The organism is Serratia nevei, from assembly GCF_037948395.1.
Classification (GTDB): Bacteria; Pseudomonadota; Gammaproteobacteria; order Enterobacterales; family Enterobacteriaceae; genus Serratia; species Serratia nevei.
Genome location: NZ_CP149940.1, coordinates 2,488,910 through 2,503,857, shown reverse-complemented (window position 1 = coordinate 2,503,857; position 14,948 = coordinate 2,488,910). Strand labels below are relative to the sequence as shown.

General features: G+C 61.0%; 18 protein-coding genes. 10 read left to right on the top strand and 8 right to left on the bottom strand.

The window, feature by feature from the left end:
- Positions 1-50: 50 nt before the first annotated feature.
- The 5 genes from fabZ (at position 51) to V8N38_RS12110 (ending at position 2,682) form a co-directional block, all read left to right on the top strand.
- Positions 51-506 carry a 3-hydroxyacyl-ACP dehydratase FabZ gene (gene fabZ / locus V8N38_RS12130; RefSeq protein WP_038873003.1) on the top strand — a complete coding sequence of 152 codons (456 nt, stop codon included), beginning with the start codon at positions 51-53 and terminating at the stop codon, positions 504-506.
- 30 nt (positions 507-536) lie between these two features.
- Positions 537-1,325, top strand: coding sequence for a spermidine synthase (locus tag V8N38_RS12125; protein WP_147839975.1), 789 nt, complete (start codon positions 537-539; stop codon positions 1,323-1,325).
- A 79-nt stretch (positions 1,326-1,404) separates the two neighbouring features.
- The gene (locus tag V8N38_RS12120; RefSeq protein WP_038872997.1) at positions 1,405-1,599 is read left to right on the top strand and encodes a ribbon-helix-helix domain-containing protein; all 195 of its coding nucleotides are present in this window, start codon (positions 1,405-1,407) and stop codon (positions 1,597-1,599) included.
- A gap of 142 nt (positions 1,600-1,741) precedes the next feature.
- The gene (locus V8N38_RS12115; RefSeq protein ID WP_048321551.1) at positions 1,742-2,143 is read left to right on the top strand and encodes a VOC family protein; all 402 of its coding nucleotides are present in this window, start codon (positions 1,742-1,744) and stop codon (positions 2,141-2,143) included.
- Complete coding sequence (locus tag V8N38_RS12110) at positions 2,143-2,682, top strand: dihydrofolate reductase family protein (protein ID WP_180548589.1); 540 nt, start codon at positions 2,143-2,145, stop codon at positions 2,680-2,682. The genes V8N38_RS12115 and V8N38_RS12110 overlap by 1 nt, the downstream gene beginning before the upstream one ends.
- Here the strand turns inward: V8N38_RS12110 and V8N38_RS12105 are convergent.
- The 3 genes from V8N38_RS12105 to V8N38_RS12095 form a co-directional block, all read right to left on the bottom strand.
- On the bottom strand, positions 2,667-4,061 hold the full coding sequence (locus tag V8N38_RS12105) for an MFS transporter (RefSeq protein WP_070915547.1): 1,395 nt from the start codon (positions 4,059-4,061) through the stop codon (positions 2,667-2,669). The genes V8N38_RS12110 and V8N38_RS12105 overlap by 16 nt on opposite strands.
- A 113-nt stretch (positions 4,062-4,174) precedes the next feature.
- Entirely contained in the window at positions 4,175-5,242 is a 1,068-nt protein-coding gene (locus V8N38_RS12100; protein ID WP_147839976.1) for an oxidoreductase, read from the bottom strand.
- 12 nt (positions 5,243-5,254) lie between these two features.
- Positions 5,255-6,004, bottom strand: a complete 750-nt coding sequence (locus V8N38_RS12095) for a DeoR/GlpR family DNA-binding transcription regulator (protein WP_048321547.1) — start codon at positions 6,002-6,004, stop codon at positions 5,255-5,257.
- 147 nt (positions 6,005-6,151) lie between these two features.
- Here V8N38_RS12095 and V8N38_RS12090 point away from each other — a divergent pair, with 147 nt between their 5' ends.
- Entirely contained in the window at positions 6,152-7,030 is an 879-nt protein-coding gene (locus V8N38_RS12090; protein ID WP_147839977.1) for an alpha/beta hydrolase, read from the top strand.
- A 60-nt stretch (positions 7,031-7,090) separates the two neighbouring features.
- Here V8N38_RS12090 and V8N38_RS12085 read toward each other — a convergent pair whose 3' ends face one another.
- The 3 genes from V8N38_RS12085 to V8N38_RS12075 form a co-directional block, all read right to left on the bottom strand.
- The gene (locus V8N38_RS12085) at positions 7,091-7,225 is read right to left on the bottom strand and encodes an AcrZ family multidrug efflux pump-associated protein (protein ID WP_033643027.1); all 135 of its coding nucleotides are present in this window, start codon (positions 7,223-7,225) and stop codon (positions 7,091-7,093) included.
- Positions 7,226-7,418: 193 nt separating this feature from the next.
- Positions 7,419-7,889, bottom strand: coding sequence for an Rrf2 family transcriptional regulator (locus tag V8N38_RS12080; protein WP_048321542.1), 471 nt, complete (start codon positions 7,887-7,889; stop codon positions 7,419-7,421).
- A 131-nt stretch (positions 7,890-8,020) separates the two neighbouring features.
- Entirely contained in the window at positions 8,021-8,416 is a 396-nt protein-coding gene (locus V8N38_RS12075) for a DUF427 domain-containing protein (protein ID WP_147839978.1), read from the bottom strand.
- Between the two features lie 231 nt (positions 8,417-8,647).
- On the opposite strand from V8N38_RS12075, the gene osmB reads away from it, so the two are divergent.
- Positions 8,648-8,860: an osmotically-inducible lipoprotein OsmB gene (gene osmB, locus V8N38_RS12070; RefSeq protein ID WP_004940700.1), complete on the top strand. Its 213-nt coding sequence runs from the start codon at positions 8,648-8,650 to the stop codon at positions 8,858-8,860.
- Positions 8,861-9,015: 155 nt separating this feature from the next.
- Here the strand turns inward: osmB and V8N38_RS12065 are convergent, their stop codons facing one another.
- Complete coding sequence (locus tag V8N38_RS12065; protein ID WP_187181554.1) at positions 9,016-10,560, bottom strand: methyl-accepting chemotaxis protein; 1,545 nt, start codon at positions 10,558-10,560, stop codon at positions 9,016-9,018.
- A gap of 414 nt (positions 10,561-10,974) precedes the next feature.
- Between V8N38_RS12065 and V8N38_RS12060 the strand changes: the two genes are divergently transcribed.
- The 3 genes from V8N38_RS12060 to V8N38_RS12050 all read left to right on the top strand — a co-directional run bounded on the left by V8N38_RS12060 (position 10,975) and on the right by V8N38_RS12050 (position 13,086).
- Positions 10,975-12,213: a hypothetical protein gene (locus tag V8N38_RS12060; RefSeq protein ID WP_147839980.1), complete on the top strand. Its 1,239-nt coding sequence runs from the start codon at positions 10,975-10,977 to the stop codon at positions 12,211-12,213.
- A gap of 49 nt (positions 12,214-12,262) precedes the next feature.
- Positions 12,263-12,658, top strand: coding sequence for a polyketide cyclase (locus tag V8N38_RS12055; RefSeq protein ID WP_060439980.1), 396 nt, complete (start codon positions 12,263-12,265; stop codon positions 12,656-12,658).
- Between the two features lie 224 nt (positions 12,659-12,882).
- On the top strand, positions 12,883-13,086 hold the full coding sequence (locus tag V8N38_RS12050) for a hypothetical protein (RefSeq protein ID WP_244951314.1): 204 nt from the start codon (positions 12,883-12,885) through the stop codon (positions 13,084-13,086).
- A gap of 72 nt (positions 13,087-13,158) precedes the next feature.
- Here V8N38_RS12050 and V8N38_RS12045 read toward each other — a convergent pair whose 3' ends face one another.
- Positions 13,159-14,877, bottom strand: a complete 1,719-nt coding sequence (locus V8N38_RS12045) for a penicillin-binding transpeptidase domain-containing protein (protein ID WP_038875183.1) — start codon at positions 14,875-14,877, stop codon at positions 13,159-13,161.
- Positions 14,878-14,948: the final 71 nt, after the last annotated feature.

Below are 14,948 nucleotides of genomic sequence, written 5' to 3'. Positions count from 1 at the left end.
TGAACGCCGGCCACCGCACCGGTTTCGCCGCAGACAGGATCACGCGCCCCATGCCATTGAATGGTCATCCCCTGCAATTCAACGATATTCAGGCGATTTTGCCTCATCGCTATCCCTGCCTGTTGGTCGATCGCGTGCTGCCCGCCGGCACCTGCATTGCCGAAGGGCGGCTGAGCGCCATCAAGAACATCACCGCCAATGAGCCGACGTTCTGGAGTGGCCACGCCCACTTCGCCGGTTTTCCCGGCGTGCTGTTGGTAGAAGCGCTGGCGCAAAGCACCGGCCTGCTGGCCCATTACTATCTCGGGGCGCTGAACGAAGGGGAACATTACTATTTCGCCGCCATCCAGCGGGCGCGTTTTTATCGCGCCGCCCGCCCCGGCGATCAGGTGCTGATGGAGGTCGCCTTTGTGCGCCGGCGCGGGGCGATCGCCCGCTTTACCGGCCGTGCCAGCATCGACGGCCAACGCATTTGCACCGCCGATTTCATGTGCGCCCGTAAATAGGCCGCTTGCCAAAGGAGCCCTGCGAATACCATGTCTCTGGTTGACAGCTTACTCAGAACCCTCGATTTCTCTCCGCGCGGCCAGGTGATCGCCCGCGAAGCCGACGCCTGGGGCGAAATCATCGTTTCCGATCACAAGGACTACCGCACGCTGCGGTTTGACGGCATCTGCGAGCAGAGCAAGATGAGCCTCAGCAACCCCGCGCAGCCGATCCACAACTACATCAAAGCGATGCTGATGGCGGTGGCCTGGCAGCCGCCGACGTCGGCGTTGATCCTGGGGTTGGGCGGCGGCAGCCTGCTGCGTGCGCTGCACGCCCTCGATCCGGCGATGCGCCTGGAGGTGGTCGAGCTGCGCGCCGCGGTGATCGCCATCGCACGCCGTTATTTTACGCTGCCGGCCACCGACACCATCAGCCTGCGCACCGCCGATGCCATGGACTTCGTGCGCCCGCCCGCCGAGACGCGCTACGATCTGATCTTCTCCGATCTCTATTCGGCGTTTGCCATGGATCCGCAGCAAGGCAGCCAGACCTTCCTGGAAAACTGCGCCGCAAGGCTGAACGACGGGGGCTGGCTGGTGCTGAATTACCACGATCTGCCCGACGAAAATAGCCTGCTGTACCACAGCCTGCACCGGGTATTCAACACCGTGCTGTTTTGCGTCGCCCCCAGCGGCAACGTCATTATTTACGCCACGCTAGCCCGGGTGACGCTGCCGCTGAGCGCGCTACGCAATCTGGCCGCCGGCAGCGGCGAACTGTTCAACTGCGAGCTCGGCTATCTGTCGCGCAAAATAGAGCGGCTGCATTTCCGCTAAAGGCGGGGGCGACGCGGTCTGGCTGGCCGCTTCGCCCACGTGGTATTATCATTCAGTTATCATTCTCTGGAGGATCCTGATGGAAAAGAAAACGGCGCGGCTAACGGTGCTGATTGACCCGGACAAGAAAAAAGCCCTGGAAGACCTGTGCCTGCAGCAGGACGTCACCCCTTCCCAGGTGGTGCGCCAGCTGATCCGCGATTACCTGCATAAGCATCAGGTGGACTACCCCAGCCAGCCGACCCACGCCAACCCGCGCGTAGAGAGCAATTGAGCGGCGGCCTGCCCCGCATACCGTGAAGCGCGCTATCCCCCCTGCGCGCGTCCCTAATCCGAATCCTCCGTTGCGCTCTGTCCATTCGGCAGCATCGCTGCTACTGTTTGATGCGTTCATCCCTCTTCGGAAAGGAAGCGCCATGTTCAGCCATATTACCGTCGGCGTCAGCGATCTGGACGCCGCCGCCGCATTCTACGACGCCATTCTGTTGCCGCTGGGATTACAGCGGCGGGAAGTGACGCCGGACGGTGGCCCCGCCGCCCGCTGCTGGGTGATGCCGGGGCAAACGCTGCCGCGTTTCTATGCTTACCAACCCTTCGACAGACAGCCCGCCAGCGCCGGCAACGGCAGCATGCTGGCCTTTCTCGCCGCCGATGAGCTGGAGGTCAAACGCGCCTACGCCGCCGGCCTGCTGGCGGGCGGCAGCAGCGAAGGCGAACCCGGCGAACGCGCACACTACGGCAAAGGCTATTTCGGTGCTTACCTGCGCGATCCCGACGGCAACAAGGTGCATGTGGTTTACCGGGGAGATCTCGCCTGATGAAATGCTCGGTTTACATCGCCACCAGCGTGGACGGCTTCATCGCCGGAGCGGACGGCGACATCGACTGGCTGCTGCGGCCCGAGTACGCGGTTTCATTGCTCAACGGGCTAAGCTACGAGGCGTTTATCGCCGACATCGACGCGCTGGTGATGGGGCGTCATACCTATGAAAAAGTTCGCGCCTTTCCCGAGTGGCCCTATGGCGAACTGCCGGTGGTGGTGCTGTCGACGCAGCCGCCCGCACAACAAGATACCGGGCACGTTCGCTGGATGACTGGCGAACCGGCGGCCATCGTGGCGCAGCTGGCCGATCAAGGCTGCCGTCACCTGTATATCGACGGCGGCCAGACCGTCCAGCGCTTCCTGCAGGCCGGGTTGATCGACGAGCTGACTATCACGCGCGTGCCGCTGCTGTTGGGCGGCGGCATTCCCTTGTTCGGCACCGATGGTCCGGAGCAGCGCCTGCGCCTGCTCGCCGTCACTCCCTCGGACAACGGCTTCGTGCAAGAACGCTACGCGGTTCAGCGCGCGTCGTAACGCAGCATCAGCCGGCGGCCGCCGAAGGCGATGAGCAACGCCGCCAGCGCCAACAGCGCCGCCGTCCCGTAGGTCACACGCATACCGTAAGCCGCGGCGGCGGCGGTTCCCACCACCCGCTGCGAGGCCAGATAAAACAGCGCCCCCATCGCCGAAGCACCGGTGATCGCCCCGAGATTGCGCGCCAGATTGACCATGCCGGCGATCAAACCGCGCCGTTCAGGAAACAGATCCTTCATCAGCATGGTGTTGTTGGCCACCTGAAACAGCGCATAGCCGGCGGTCAGCAGCGCGATGGGTGCCACATAGCCGAGCACGCCCCAGTGGCTAAGCAGCGACAGCAACGCCGCACCGGCGGCCACCGCCGCCAGCCCAAACTGGGCGATGCGCTGCGATCCAAAACGATCCACCAGATAACCGGCCGGAATGCCGGTCAGGATCGCCACCGCCGGCCCCGCCGACATCACCAGCCCGACCTGCGCAGCGTTTAACCCCAGCGCGCGCGACAGATAGAACGGCCCGACGACCAGCGTGGCGGTCATGACCGTCATTACCAGCGCGCTGGCCGCCAGCCCCGCGGTCAGGGCCGGATGGCGGAACATCGTCGGCGCCAACAGCGGCGATGCGGCGCGGCGCTCCACGCCGATGAACAGCGCCCCCGCCAACAGGGCCCCCAGCATCAACGCCAGGTTGAGCGCGCCGAAATTGCCGCGCCCCAGGGTCATCGCCAGCGAATAGCAGAGCAATGCGCCGCCCAGCAGCAGCGTACCGGCGCGATCGAACGGTTCCTGGCGCGCGGCCGGACGCGCCCCCTCCGGCAAGTATCGCCAGGCGAGCCACAGCGCCAGCAGGCCCAGCGGCAGATTGATCAGAAACATCGCCCGCCAGCCGAAACCGGCGATCAGCGCGCCGCCCAACGACGGCCCCAACGCGGTGCCCACTGCCGACATGGTACCGAGCAGCCCCATCGCGCGGCCGATTTTTTCCGTGCCCAGCGCCTCGCCCGCCAGCGCCATGGCGATCGACATCATGACCGCGCCCCCCAGCCCCTGCGCCATGCGCGCCGCCAGCAGCAGCCAAAGCTGCGGGGCCAGCGCACAAGCCAGCGAAGCGGCGGTAAACAGCGCGATACCCGCCAGCAGCAGGCGGCGGCGATTAAGGCTGTCGCCCAAGCGACCGATGCCGATGATGCAGGTGGTGACGGCCAGCAAATAACAGAGCAATACCCACTGTACCGCCTGGAACGAAGCATGGAACGCGGTGGCGAGCGCCGGCAGCCCGACGTTGGCGATGCTGATGCCGAGCGATGACAGCAGCATGCTCAGAGACAGTGCGGCCAGTATGCCGCGGACGCCCTGCGGCGTAGGATGGGATAACATGATAAACACTCCTGACATAGACTGAGGGATAGCCTATGCCAGGGGTTGGGATGGCGGAAGACGCACGACATGCACTGTATCCATGCGTCTGACGCCTTATCTGACGCGAGCCGTTACCAGGCGGCGATCTCCGCCTCGGTGAGCGGCAGGGTTTGGGTGACGCCGGTTTCCGCCGCCAGGGTGGCCGCCTCCAGCACCGCCATCACCGCCAGCGCCTGCGCAGCGGTAACCGGGTTGGCGCCGGCGCCGCGCAGCGCGTCGCGCACCTGGACATAATACTGACGCTGGTCGCCATCCGGCGTCGGCAGCGTGCGCACCGGCTCCGTGCCGATAAACAGGCTCATCGCGTCGTCGTCTTTGCCCCACTCCGCCGAGCCCGGCGTCACACCGGCCAGCAGCTGGCTTTCCTGCCCGTCGGCGCGCGCTTTGACTACGCTGCCTTTCTCGCCGTGTACGGTAAAGCGCGCTACGCCCCCCGCCACCAGCATGCTGCCGTGCAGGATCACGCGGTGCGTCGGGTAGTTGAGCACCACGTGGGCCCAGTCGTTAACCTCCGCGTTGGGGCGCAGCGTGGCGATGTTGGCCTGCACGCTGTGCGGCAAACCGAACAGCTGCAGCGCCTGATCGACCATGTGCGGCCCCAGATCGAACCACAGCCCGCTGCCCGGCAGATTCTGTTCGCGCCAGCGCACCCGCACTTCAGGGCGGTAGCGATCGATGTGCGACTCAAAGTGCGTCACCTTGCCGATCAGCCCCTGTTCGATCACCTGCTTCACGCCCAGGTAGTCGCTGTCCCAGCGGCGGTTCTGGAACACCGACAGCAGGCGGTCGTGTTTTTCCGCCGCCGCAATCAGCGTACGCGCCTGCGCCAAATCCAGCGTAAAGGGTTTATCCACCACCACGTGCTTGCCCGCCTCCAGCGCGGCCAGCGCCAGCGGCGCATGGGTATCGTTCGGCGACGCGATCACCACCAAATCCACCTCCGGCCGGTGGATAGCCTCCAGCGGGTCGGCGATCACCTGCGCGTGGGGCAGATCGGCATGCACCTTGGCGGCATCGCGCGAAGCCACCACGCTCAGTTCCAGCCCCGGCACCGCGTTAATCAGCGGCGCGTGAAACGCCTTGCCGACAAAGCCGTAGCCAATCAGGGCCACCTGCAACGGTCGTGCGGTATCGTTCATCAGTGTTCTCCTCTAGCGGTCGTCGGCGACGACACAAAGTTCAATCAGTGATTGTTCGTCCAGGTTGTCCCACGGGCGATCGGTAAACAGCCGTTGGATCTGCGCCAGATCCGCAACGTGATGCGGTTCGCAGCGATCCAGCTTCATATGGTCGGCCACCAGCCAGCGCTCGCCGCTGTTGGCCAGCATGGCACGTTTGACTTCGGCATCGGCCTCCTCGCCGGCGCTCAGCCCCAGCTGCGCATGTACCGCGCAGGCGCCCAGCAAGGCGATGTCCGCGCGGTAACGCGCCAGCAACGCCAGGGTGGCGCCGCCGGCGAACAGCCGCTGGCGCGCATCCCATTGGCCGCCAAGCAGAATCAGGTTGATCTCCGGCCTGTCGCTCAGGCACTGTGCGATATCCAGTGAAGCGGTGATCACCGTGGCCGGCCCACGCAGCGCCTGCGCCACCGCCAGCAGCGTACTGCCCGCATCCAGCATCAGGGTGCTGCCGGGTGGGATCTGCGCGGCCACCGCGCGACCGAGCCGCTGCTTGACCTGCGGCAACAGCGCCGCACGCGCCTGGCGCGGCATGTCGGACGGTTCGAGCGCGATCGCCCCGCCGTGATGTTTCTGCGCCAACCCTTGCCGCTCGAGATCGGCCAGATCGCGGCGCACGGTATCGACCGAAACGCCGATGGCGCCGGCCAATTCCGCCACCGCCGCCTGCCCGCGTTCGCTGAGCAAATCCAATAAATGGCGCTGTCGTGCCGCTTTGTGCATGGGTTTGTTCCGCAATAAAAGCATAAAACAGCAATATACAGCAGAAAACAGCATCAGAGAAGCCGCAATGATGCGCACCGGAGATCAAACATCTTTTCACCTGCGGGACGATGATGAAGGCATAACGCATAACAATCCGGAGAAGTGATGAGCATCGATCTGACGTTTGAAGACCTGAGCGTGCGCGCCGTGCAATACAACGCCCGCGCTTCGGTGGAAGATTTTGACGCCTGCATGGCGGAATACGCCGCGCTGGCCCAGCGCGCCAGGGCGCAGACACCCGGCATTTACGATCTGCGCTACGGCATGAGCGCCGCAGAGCGCCTCGATCTGTTCCCGGCCTGCACGCAGCCCGCCCCGCTGCTGATCTTTATTCATGGCGGCTACTGGCATTCGCAGCGCAAAGAGGAAGCCTGTTCGATGGCCGCCGCGTTTGCCCGCCGCGGCGTGGCGGTCGCCACGCTGGAATACACGCTGGCGCCGGAAGCGACGCTGGCGGAGATCGTGCACGAGGTGCGCAGCGCCGTCGCCTGGCTTTATCATCACGGGGCGCCTTTCGGCATCGATCCGGCACGTATTTTCGTCAGCGGCAGTTCGGCCGGCGGCCACCTGTGCGGCATGCTGATCGCCGACGGCTGGCAACCACGCTATCGCCTGCCGCCCAACGCGATCAAAGGCGCGTTGGCGCTGAGTGGCCTCTACGATCTGCGCCCGCTGTGCGATATCTACATCAACGACTGGCTGCACCTGACGCCCGAGCAGGCGCAAAGCCTCAGCCCGCTGTTTTTACTGCCGGCGAAGGAACATGCGCCGCAGATATTGCTCGACGTCGGCCAGCGGGAAACCCAAGGGTTTAAAAACCAGACGCAGGCCTATTATGACGCCTGCCTGGCGCGCGGCCTCGACGTCCAGCTGCTGGCCGATCGCCACTGCAATCACTTTACGTTGGTCAACGAGCTGGCCGATGCGGAAAGCGCGATGTTTCGACAGGTGATGGCGATGATTGACGCAACGACGCGTTCATAGAGAGAAAGGGGGAAATAAGGGAGTTATAGCCGGGGGCCGATAGCCCCCAAGCATACAGATTCAGCCGTTTTTGCGGCCGATAGCGGAAAAGACGTTGAACACTTCACCCAGGCCGTAAATCGCGCCGAGCAAGACGGCCACCATTACCGGCACCAGGACCACCACGGTGGCCAAGCTTTCAATCATTTCTAACATCGTTCTCTCCTGGTTTATAAGCACAGCGAATCTGCGCCGGAAGAAAAGGTTTCCGGCCAATCGGTTGAGTATCGTGGGGAGGCAGTCTAAAACGTGAGCTACATCACACTTGATGCGAGCTAATGTAACTTACACAATTACATTAAAGCAATGCAAAAAATGCTCTGCGCGTAGCGGGAATTGGCGTGAGTTTTTATTGCGTATCCGCTTGATATTGCGGTGAACAAGGGACAAAAGGATAGCCTGCGCGCCGCTCGACCTGCCCGGCCATTTCGGCGATGCTGGTTTGCGCCAGGCTGGCTTCCAGCGCATGACCGACGCGCGCGAACTCTTGCTCCAGCACCGGGGTAATCGCGTGGCCGATATAGCACGCATCGTTAGGCCGGGTACGGTGCAGCATGAAATACGGTTGATCCTCTACCGCGCGATACACGTCCAGCAGCGAGATCGCTTCCGCCGGCCGCGCCAGCAACGCCCCGCCGCCTTGCCCCATCTGTGAATAGGTCAGCCCGGCCTCCGCCAGCGCGCCGAGGATGCGCCGCACCACCGTCGGGTTGGTGTTGACGCTGCGCGCGATATCTTCGGAACGCACCGTCTGGCCGCGACACAGCGTGATGTTGGTCAGAATATGGATGGCAACGGCAAATCGCGTAGAGGTAGACACCTTGGCACCTGCTCAGAGTTTCGTTTATGTCGGATTAAAACATAAGGAAAGCGTATCAATTTCCGGTAATACACATAATGAGTAGGGACAATGAGAATGTCAACCTGCCCCCGCCCGATGGCGGCGGCGGCTCATTCTTCGGTGCGGATCTCCGTCACTTTATCGGGATAAAATGCCAGATGATCCTTGATTGCCACCACGGCGTTGTAGGGCATTTCATAACTCCAGGCCACATTGGCCTCCTGCTCGCCGTTAAGCACAAGGGAGAAATAACTGCAGTCGCCCTTATAAGGGCAGTAGCTGACGTGCTCGTTTTTCTGCAACAGCGCCCGATTCACATCCTCACGCGGAAAGTAAAACACCGGCGGATAGGTGGCTTCCTGCAGGATGAGCACGTTGCGGCTGTCGGCCAGGGTCTGACCGGCTGCACGCACGACAACCCGCGCCGGATGGCGGGTCAAGGTGATTGGGTGGTCCGGGCCGGGGATTTTCACCGGTTTGCCGGATGCGAAAACGAGATCGGACATGGCGGCCTCCAGAGTGTGCGCCCCGCCCCCCGCGAGGCGTCTTTCCAGTATAGACCCACGATTTTACCGGCGGCCGCACATTCGGCGAGCAATCGCTTTTCACCGCCGCAAAATTAAGAATTTTTACCTGTTCGATTTTCTTACGGAGGAATACATTCATCCCAACTTCTACCGGCAGGTTAATCGGATTATTTTTAATCCATTAATCAGTCAATTTACCAGGAACTCATTATGAATATTAAACGTGCCGCAGGTGTATTGGTGGTGGTGATGGCAACGCTTTCCGTTACCGCATGTGGGCATATGTCCAATCGCGATCGCAACACGGCGATCGGCGCGGGCGTGGGCGCCGTCGGCGGCGCGGTGCTGACCGACGGCAGCACGCTGGGCACCCTTGGCGGCGCAGCGCTCGGCGGCATTATCGGCCACCAGACCAGCCGTTAATCATCCCGTCAAAAATAATCTCTGCAGGCCGGTGCTTTTTTAATCCATAAGCGTCGGCCTGCGCTTTTATTTACCCGCTGAACTTTCTCAGGACGCGAAAATAATAAATAACGTTAAGCGCAGCTTTATTATTCATTAACCTGCATCGGAAGTATTTATTGCGCCGGTAGCCTGAAACGCGCCATCGCTTTTTCTAACCGTTCCGACTCGCCCTGCAACAGCTGTGAAGCCTCAGTCACCGCGTTCACCACCGTGCCGGTTTGGCGCGCCACCTGATTCAGCGCCGAGATGCGCGCCGTCACGTCCTGAATGCTCTCCCCCTGATTGAGCGATGCCAGGGAAATGTCCCCCATCAGCGCACTGCATTTGTTCACCAGATCGATAATCTGGCGCAGGTTGCCCGTCAGTAGATCCACCGCCTGCGAACCTTGATCGATTTGCTGCAACGAACGGTTGATCAACTGCTGAATATCGCGCGTCGAATGGCTGCTTTTTTGCGCCAGCAGCCCCACCTCTTTGGCCACGATGGCAAAGCCGCGGCCATGAACGCCGGCGTGCGCCGCCTCGATTGCCGCATTCAGCGCCAGAATATTGGTCTGGAACGCCACGCTGTCGATCAGCGCGACGATGCCGCGCATTTCGGCCGATTGGTTGACGATCCCTTGCATCGAAACATTGACGGTTTCCATCATCTGCTCACCGGCGCCGGCGTACTGCCGGGCCTGTTCGGTTCGTTGGCTGGCCTGCTGCGCATATTGGCCGTTTTCCTCCACCCGCGCCGCCAGCTGCTGCACGTGCTCAGTCGCCAACTGCAATTCACCGTTCTGCTTCGCCGACTGCGCCGTCAACTGTCGATTGCCGTCCGCCAGCCGCCCGACGCCGTTCAGGATCCCGCTCGCCGCATCGCGCACCTCGCTGACCAGGCGCTGCAGGCCGCCCTGCATGTGGCCAATGCTGGTCTGCAGCTGGTGCATCTCGCGGTTGAATGCCCGCTCAGGCGGCAGCGGCCGCGAAAGATCGCCGGCGGCCAGCACGTTGAGGTGCGCGATTGCCCGCCGCAGCGGTGCGATCACCCAGCGAGAGACGCCGACCCACACCCCCACGGCGATCAGCGCCAGCGCGGCCAGCGCGCCGAGCGCAAAGGTCCTGGCTTGCTCCAGCGCCGCCAATTGCCGCACGTTGACATCATCGCCACGCCGTTCGTTCAGCGCCTGATAAGCGAGATACTTTTCGTTGAAATCCGCCTGAAATGCCTGGATCGGCACGGCGAAAAACGCATCGATGCTGCTGCCCTGCAACCCTTGCGCCTGCTCTTTCAGGCCGTCATAGAACAGGCGGTAGCTGTCTTTCAGGACGCCCGCCGCCTCGGGCGCCTCCGCGCTCAGGCGCTCGAACTGGGCGAAGGCCTGCTCTGAGGCCTGCAGCGCCGCCAACGACTCATCCAGCAGGCTGTGCCAACTGCCGTCGGAGCCGGTGGCTTTGTCCTGCAGGTAGTAAATGCCCGCACGGTTCAGACTGTCGCTGGCCGTCAGCAGCGACAGTCTGGCGCGATCCATCGTCGCCTGCTGGCGATGCAAGCCATCGCCCGCCACCAGGTTAGCCTTGGCGTCGCGCAGAATATTAGAAATAAATACGGTGGAAAACAGTTGCAGCAGAGAAAATAGCGCGATAACGCAAATTACGCCGCTTAATAAGCCCATGCTCTTGCCGAAGCCAAACGCGCGCGGCAGCGCCGCCGCAGATTTTACCCTGCGGCCCAGTGTCAGTTTTATGTTCATGATTTTTAGTCAGTAATACCAGGATGCCGCGAGTCTAACGGGCATTGATGACACTAATATTTCAGCCTGCTGTGTGCCGCCCCCGCCGACCAAGACAACCGAATAATCGGTATTGCCCGTCAACTCTCATTTTTATTTCTTGACTTGTTTAATACCGGATCTATAGTTTTCCCATTAAAAAAGAAACAAAGTTTCATATATTAACCGGCGCTAAATTTAATATATGAAACGCTCGATAAAATCGTCTCAAATATAAAACTGATGAGCGTAAGCACCCTGTCCACAGGTGAAACTCGCTCGCCTTAATAAACAGTCTACTTTCTTCAGGGGCCTGGCATGCGCAAGATTACGCTTTGTTTTTTCCTTGTTTCACCAGTGAGTTATGCAACCGTCGCCGCAATACCCAACGACGTTGCCGCCACCGCGGCACCGGTAAAAAAAAGCCGCCCGGCATTTCCGCATATTCATTGGCAAAGCGAGGATAATAAAAAGAATATTGATATCGGTGGCGCACTGCGCGCCAATTATCGCTATGAAGACTGGCACAGCAGCAATTATCGGAATCCTCCGCATTTACGCTTTGACGCCTTTCGCATCGATGCCGCCGGCCAGGTAAACGACGCGTTTTTCGATAGCGGATTCTGGTTTCAGGATCGGCGCAAATACGCCATCGACCGCGCCTATGTCGGCTACCACCTGTCTGAGCATTCCGCCGTGCAACTCGGCGCGCCGTTCAAACCGTTCGGCCTGATGCCCTACCCGCAGTTCGGCTGGTCGTACGGCATTCCGTTTTACCTCGGCTTTGGCGTCAACACCGGGCTGGGCGCCAAATACCAATACCAGCATGACGATTGGGCCTTCGACGCCGCCTACTACCCGCGCATGATGCCGACCGGCGTGCGTTACGCCTCCGACGTCGCCAGCTACGACGATCTGAAAAACACCAACTACGCGTCACAGCACCTGCAGCGCAACGAAAAACGCGATCAGGTAAACCTGCGGCTGACGCGCGCTTTCCATCAGGGCGGCTGGAACAATGAGCTCGGCGGTTCGCTGGCGGCCTCGCGGCTCTACAACCAGGCGACCGGCGATAACGGCAGCTTCTGGGCGGCAGGCTTACATACGCTGGTGAATTACGATCCCTGGCATCTGTCCGGCCAGGTGATCCGCTACGGTTACGACGCCAAAGGCCCGGCCTGGGCCAACAATTCGGTGATCCTGATGGGGGGCAACGGCCTGACGCCGGCCTATCTGATCCCGTCGCAGGCCACCACCGCCGCCATCAACCTGGCGCGCGACGTCGACGTGCCTTGGGGGCCGGTGAAAAAGCTGCGGTTCTACAACGATTACAGCGTGCTCTGGAAGGACAGGCACGGCGGCTCCGACTCTAAAATGAACACGCTGGGGGTACAAGTGTTCGCCATGCCGGTGATGCTGTGGGTGGATCTGACCTGGGCGCAGAACGCCAACCCGTGGGGCGGCGTGGAAAATGCCACCGGCTGGACCGGCACCCAGTCCCCCGGCAGCAATAAATGGTATTTTCGCACCAACGTGAACATCGGTTACTACTTCTAAGCGCGGCGGGATCTACACTGAAGTATCGCCGCCAACCGGAGAAACCACGATGCTGAGCGCACAAACGCTGCATGTTACCATCAACCGCCCTTGTGACGAGGTATATGCCTTTCTCAGCCAGCCGGAAAACTTCCCCTTGTGGGCCAAAGGGTTAGCCAACAGCTTGCGGCGGGAAGATGAAGACTGGGTGGCGGACACCCCGCAGGGGCGGATCCACATTCGCTTCAGCGCGCCAAATGCCTTCGGCGTGCTGGATCATTGGGTGACGCTGCCGGACGGCGGCGTGGTCTACGTGCCGCTGCGCGCGCTCGCCAACCGGCGCGGCACCGAGGTGATCTTCACCCTGTTCCGCCAGCCGGATATGGACGATGCGCTGTTCGCCCGCGACGCCGGGCTGGTGAACGCCGATCTGCAGGCGCTGAAGCATTACCTTGAGCCCAGCTAACCGCTTGTTGGAACATTATTTCAATGAAAGACAGCAATTGCGTTCGGGAAAATAAATGTTTTTTTAGATGTTGATATAAATATTCAATATAAATATCAATCAATGAATCAGGGCGCATCCATAATGAAATCTGCCGTAGACGTTATACCAACAAATTAATACTCTCATTAGCGCTCGTCGTGTAACGGCAAGCATGGGACTCTATTTTCATTAATTAAGGAAGAATGATGAAGTTATCAAATCTGATGCTGCTCACAGCGATTTTAGCCACCACCGTTAGCCTCCCTCTCACTGTTAATGCTACCGAACGCTCGGCAGGCTATTGCTCAAGAATCTACTCACCGGTACCTTATATCACCAAAGAAGGTAAAACTATTCAGGCACCCAATGCTTGCGTAGCGAAATGGTGGGCAACCCAAGGGAAATAACGCGTAAGTCAGACTCGTTGCATTAAATATTGGGTCAGAGATTCTCTGGCCCAATATTTCCCGCTTAAATCATTACCCCTTGACCGACGACACCACGTTAAGCGGCTGGGCGTCCGGCAGAATATTCATGTGCTCCAGCACCTGGGCCATGATCTTGCCGAACACCGGCCCGGCCACCGAACCGCCGAAGTGCTTGCCGGCTTTCGGGTTGTTGACCATCACCACCAGCGCCACCTGCGGATCGCTGGCCGGCGCCACGCCGGCGGTGTAGTTGATGTAGCCGCCGTCGTATTTGCCGCTCGGGCCCATTTTCTCGGCGGTACCGGTTTTGATCGCCAGCCGGTAGCCCGGCACCGCGGCGCTCACCCCGCTGCCGCCCGGCAAGGCGTCGCTCTCCATCATATGCACCACGGATCGTACCGTATCCGCCGGCAGAATACGCTGCCCCATCACCGGCGGCGTCACCTTGGTGATCGACAGCGGCCGATAAATGCCGAAGGAACCGATAGCGGCGTACTCGCGCGCCATCTGCAGCGGCGTCACGCGCAGCCCATAGCCGAAAGAGAAGGTAGCGCGCTCGATATCGGCCCAGCGTTCACGATGCTGCGGCAGATAGCCGCTGCTCTCGTTGCCGATGCCAAGCTCGGTCGGCCGCCCCAGGCCAAAGCTGCGATAGACCGCAGGCAGCACCGTGGCCGGCAGCGCCAGCGCAATGTGCGATACCGCGATGTCGCTCGATTTTTGCAGCACGCCGGTGATGGTCAACTTCGACCAGTGGCCGACGTCTTTGATCAGGTGACCGTTCACCCGATACGGCGTGGTGTCCAGCACCGTATCCGGCCGGATCAGCTTATGCTCCAGCCCCACCATCACCACCACCGGTTTCACCGTCGAGCCCGGTTCGAAGCTGTCGCTGCTGCACACGTTGCGAATGTCTTTCGCCGGGGTGCTGCCATAGTTGTTCGGGTTGAACGACGGGTAGCTGGCCATGCCGAGGATTTCGCCGGTGTCGATCTTGACCAGCACCGCACAGCCGGAGTCGGCCTGGTTGGCCACCACGCCGTCGCGGATCTGCGCATAGAGCACATACTGGATAAATTTGTCGATGCTGAGCGTCACGTTCGGCGGCGGCACCGGATCCACGCTTTTTAGCACGCCGATCACCGCGCCGCTGCCGTCCTTCTGATAGACCCGCAGGCCGTTTTTGCCCTGCAACAGCGGGTTGAAGCCCAGCTCGATGCCCTCCAGCCCCTGATTGTCCTGGCCGACGATGCCGATCAGCCCGGCGGCGTCCTGACCCATCGGATAAAAGCGGCTGAAATCCTGCTCGGTGCTGACGCCGGTCAGATGCAGTTTGCTGATGTAGGCGGCGTTGTCGTCCTCCACCTTGCGCGCCAGATAGACGAAACGCTTGTGCGCGTTGCTCTGGATCAGATGCTGCACGTCCGCCAGCGGGATCTTCAGCACGTTGGCCATGCTCTGCCAGCGCTCGTTGCCGGTGTCGGTCTGGGTATCGAGAATGTGTTTCGGATCCAGCACGATGTCTTTGGACGATACGCTGACCGCCAGCGCCTCATCGTTGCGATCGGTGATCATGGCGCGGTTGGTCGGCACCACCTGGGTGCGGATAGAGCGCTGGTCAGCTTGATCCGCCAACTGCTGGTGCTCCAGCAGCTGCAGATAGCCGACCCTGAACGCCAACAGAAAAAAACAGACCAGCATGCCGGCGCAAATCCAGCCGAAACGAACTGTGGAATAGGTTTTACCGCTTTTTTTGGTCGATGGCGCCACTGTTGTGTTAACCCTGCGTTTTTATTCGGTTTATGGTGTTATTTCAGTCTACCTTGCCGGAAATGGTCAGG

Bases quoted from the DNA above. Each gene is read 5' to 3' on its own strand.
- fabZ (WP_038873003.1), top strand. From the start codon at position 51: ATGCCATTGAATGGTCATCCCCTGCAATTCAACGATATTCAGGCGATT.
- V8N38_RS12125 (WP_147839975.1), top strand. From the start codon at position 537: ATGTCTCTGGTTGACAGCTTACTCAGAACCCTCGATTTCTCTCCGCGC.
- V8N38_RS12120 (WP_038872997.1), top strand. From the start codon at position 1,405: ATGGAAAAGAAAACGGCGCGGCTAACGGTGCTGATTGACCCGGACAAG.
- V8N38_RS12115 (WP_048321551.1), top strand. From the start codon at position 1,742: ATGTTCAGCCATATTACCGTCGGCGTCAGCGATCTGGACGCCGCCGCC.
- V8N38_RS12110 (WP_180548589.1), top strand. From the start codon at position 2,143: ATGAAATGCTCGGTTTACATCGCCACCAGCGTGGACGGCTTCATCGCC.
- V8N38_RS12105 (WP_070915547.1), bottom strand. From the start codon at position 4,061: ATGTTATCCCATCCTACGCCGCAGGGCGTCCGCGGCATACTGGCCGCA.
- V8N38_RS12100 (WP_147839976.1), bottom strand. From the start codon at position 5,242: ATGAACGATACCGCACGACCGTTGCAGGTGGCCCTGATTGGCTACGGC.
- V8N38_RS12095 (WP_048321547.1), bottom strand. From the start codon at position 6,004: ATGCACAAAGCGGCACGACAGCGCCATTTATTGGATTTGCTCAGCGAA.
- V8N38_RS12090 (WP_147839977.1), top strand. From the start codon at position 6,152: ATGAGCATCGATCTGACGTTTGAAGACCTGAGCGTGCGCGCCGTGCAA.
- V8N38_RS12085 (WP_033643027.1), bottom strand. From the start codon at position 7,225: ATGTTAGAAATGATTGAAAGCTTGGCCACCGTGGTGGTCCTGGTGCCG.
- V8N38_RS12075 (WP_147839978.1), bottom strand. From the start codon at position 8,416: ATGTCCGATCTCGTTTTCGCATCCGGCAAACCGGTGAAAATCCCCGGC.
- osmB (WP_004940700.1), top strand. From the start codon at position 8,648: ATGAATATTAAACGTGCCGCAGGTGTATTGGTGGTGGTGATGGCAACG.
- V8N38_RS12065 (WP_187181554.1), bottom strand. From the start codon at position 10,560: ATGGGCTTATTAAGCGGCGTAATTTGCGTTATCGCGCTATTTTCTCTG.
- V8N38_RS12060 (WP_147839980.1), top strand. From the start codon at position 10,975: ATGCGCAAGATTACGCTTTGTTTTTTCCTTGTTTCACCAGTGAGTTAT.
- V8N38_RS12055 (WP_060439980.1), top strand. From the start codon at position 12,263: ATGCTGAGCGCACAAACGCTGCATGTTACCATCAACCGCCCTTGTGAC.
- V8N38_RS12050 (WP_244951314.1), top strand. From the start codon at position 12,883: ATGATGAAGTTATCAAATCTGATGCTGCTCACAGCGATTTTAGCCACC.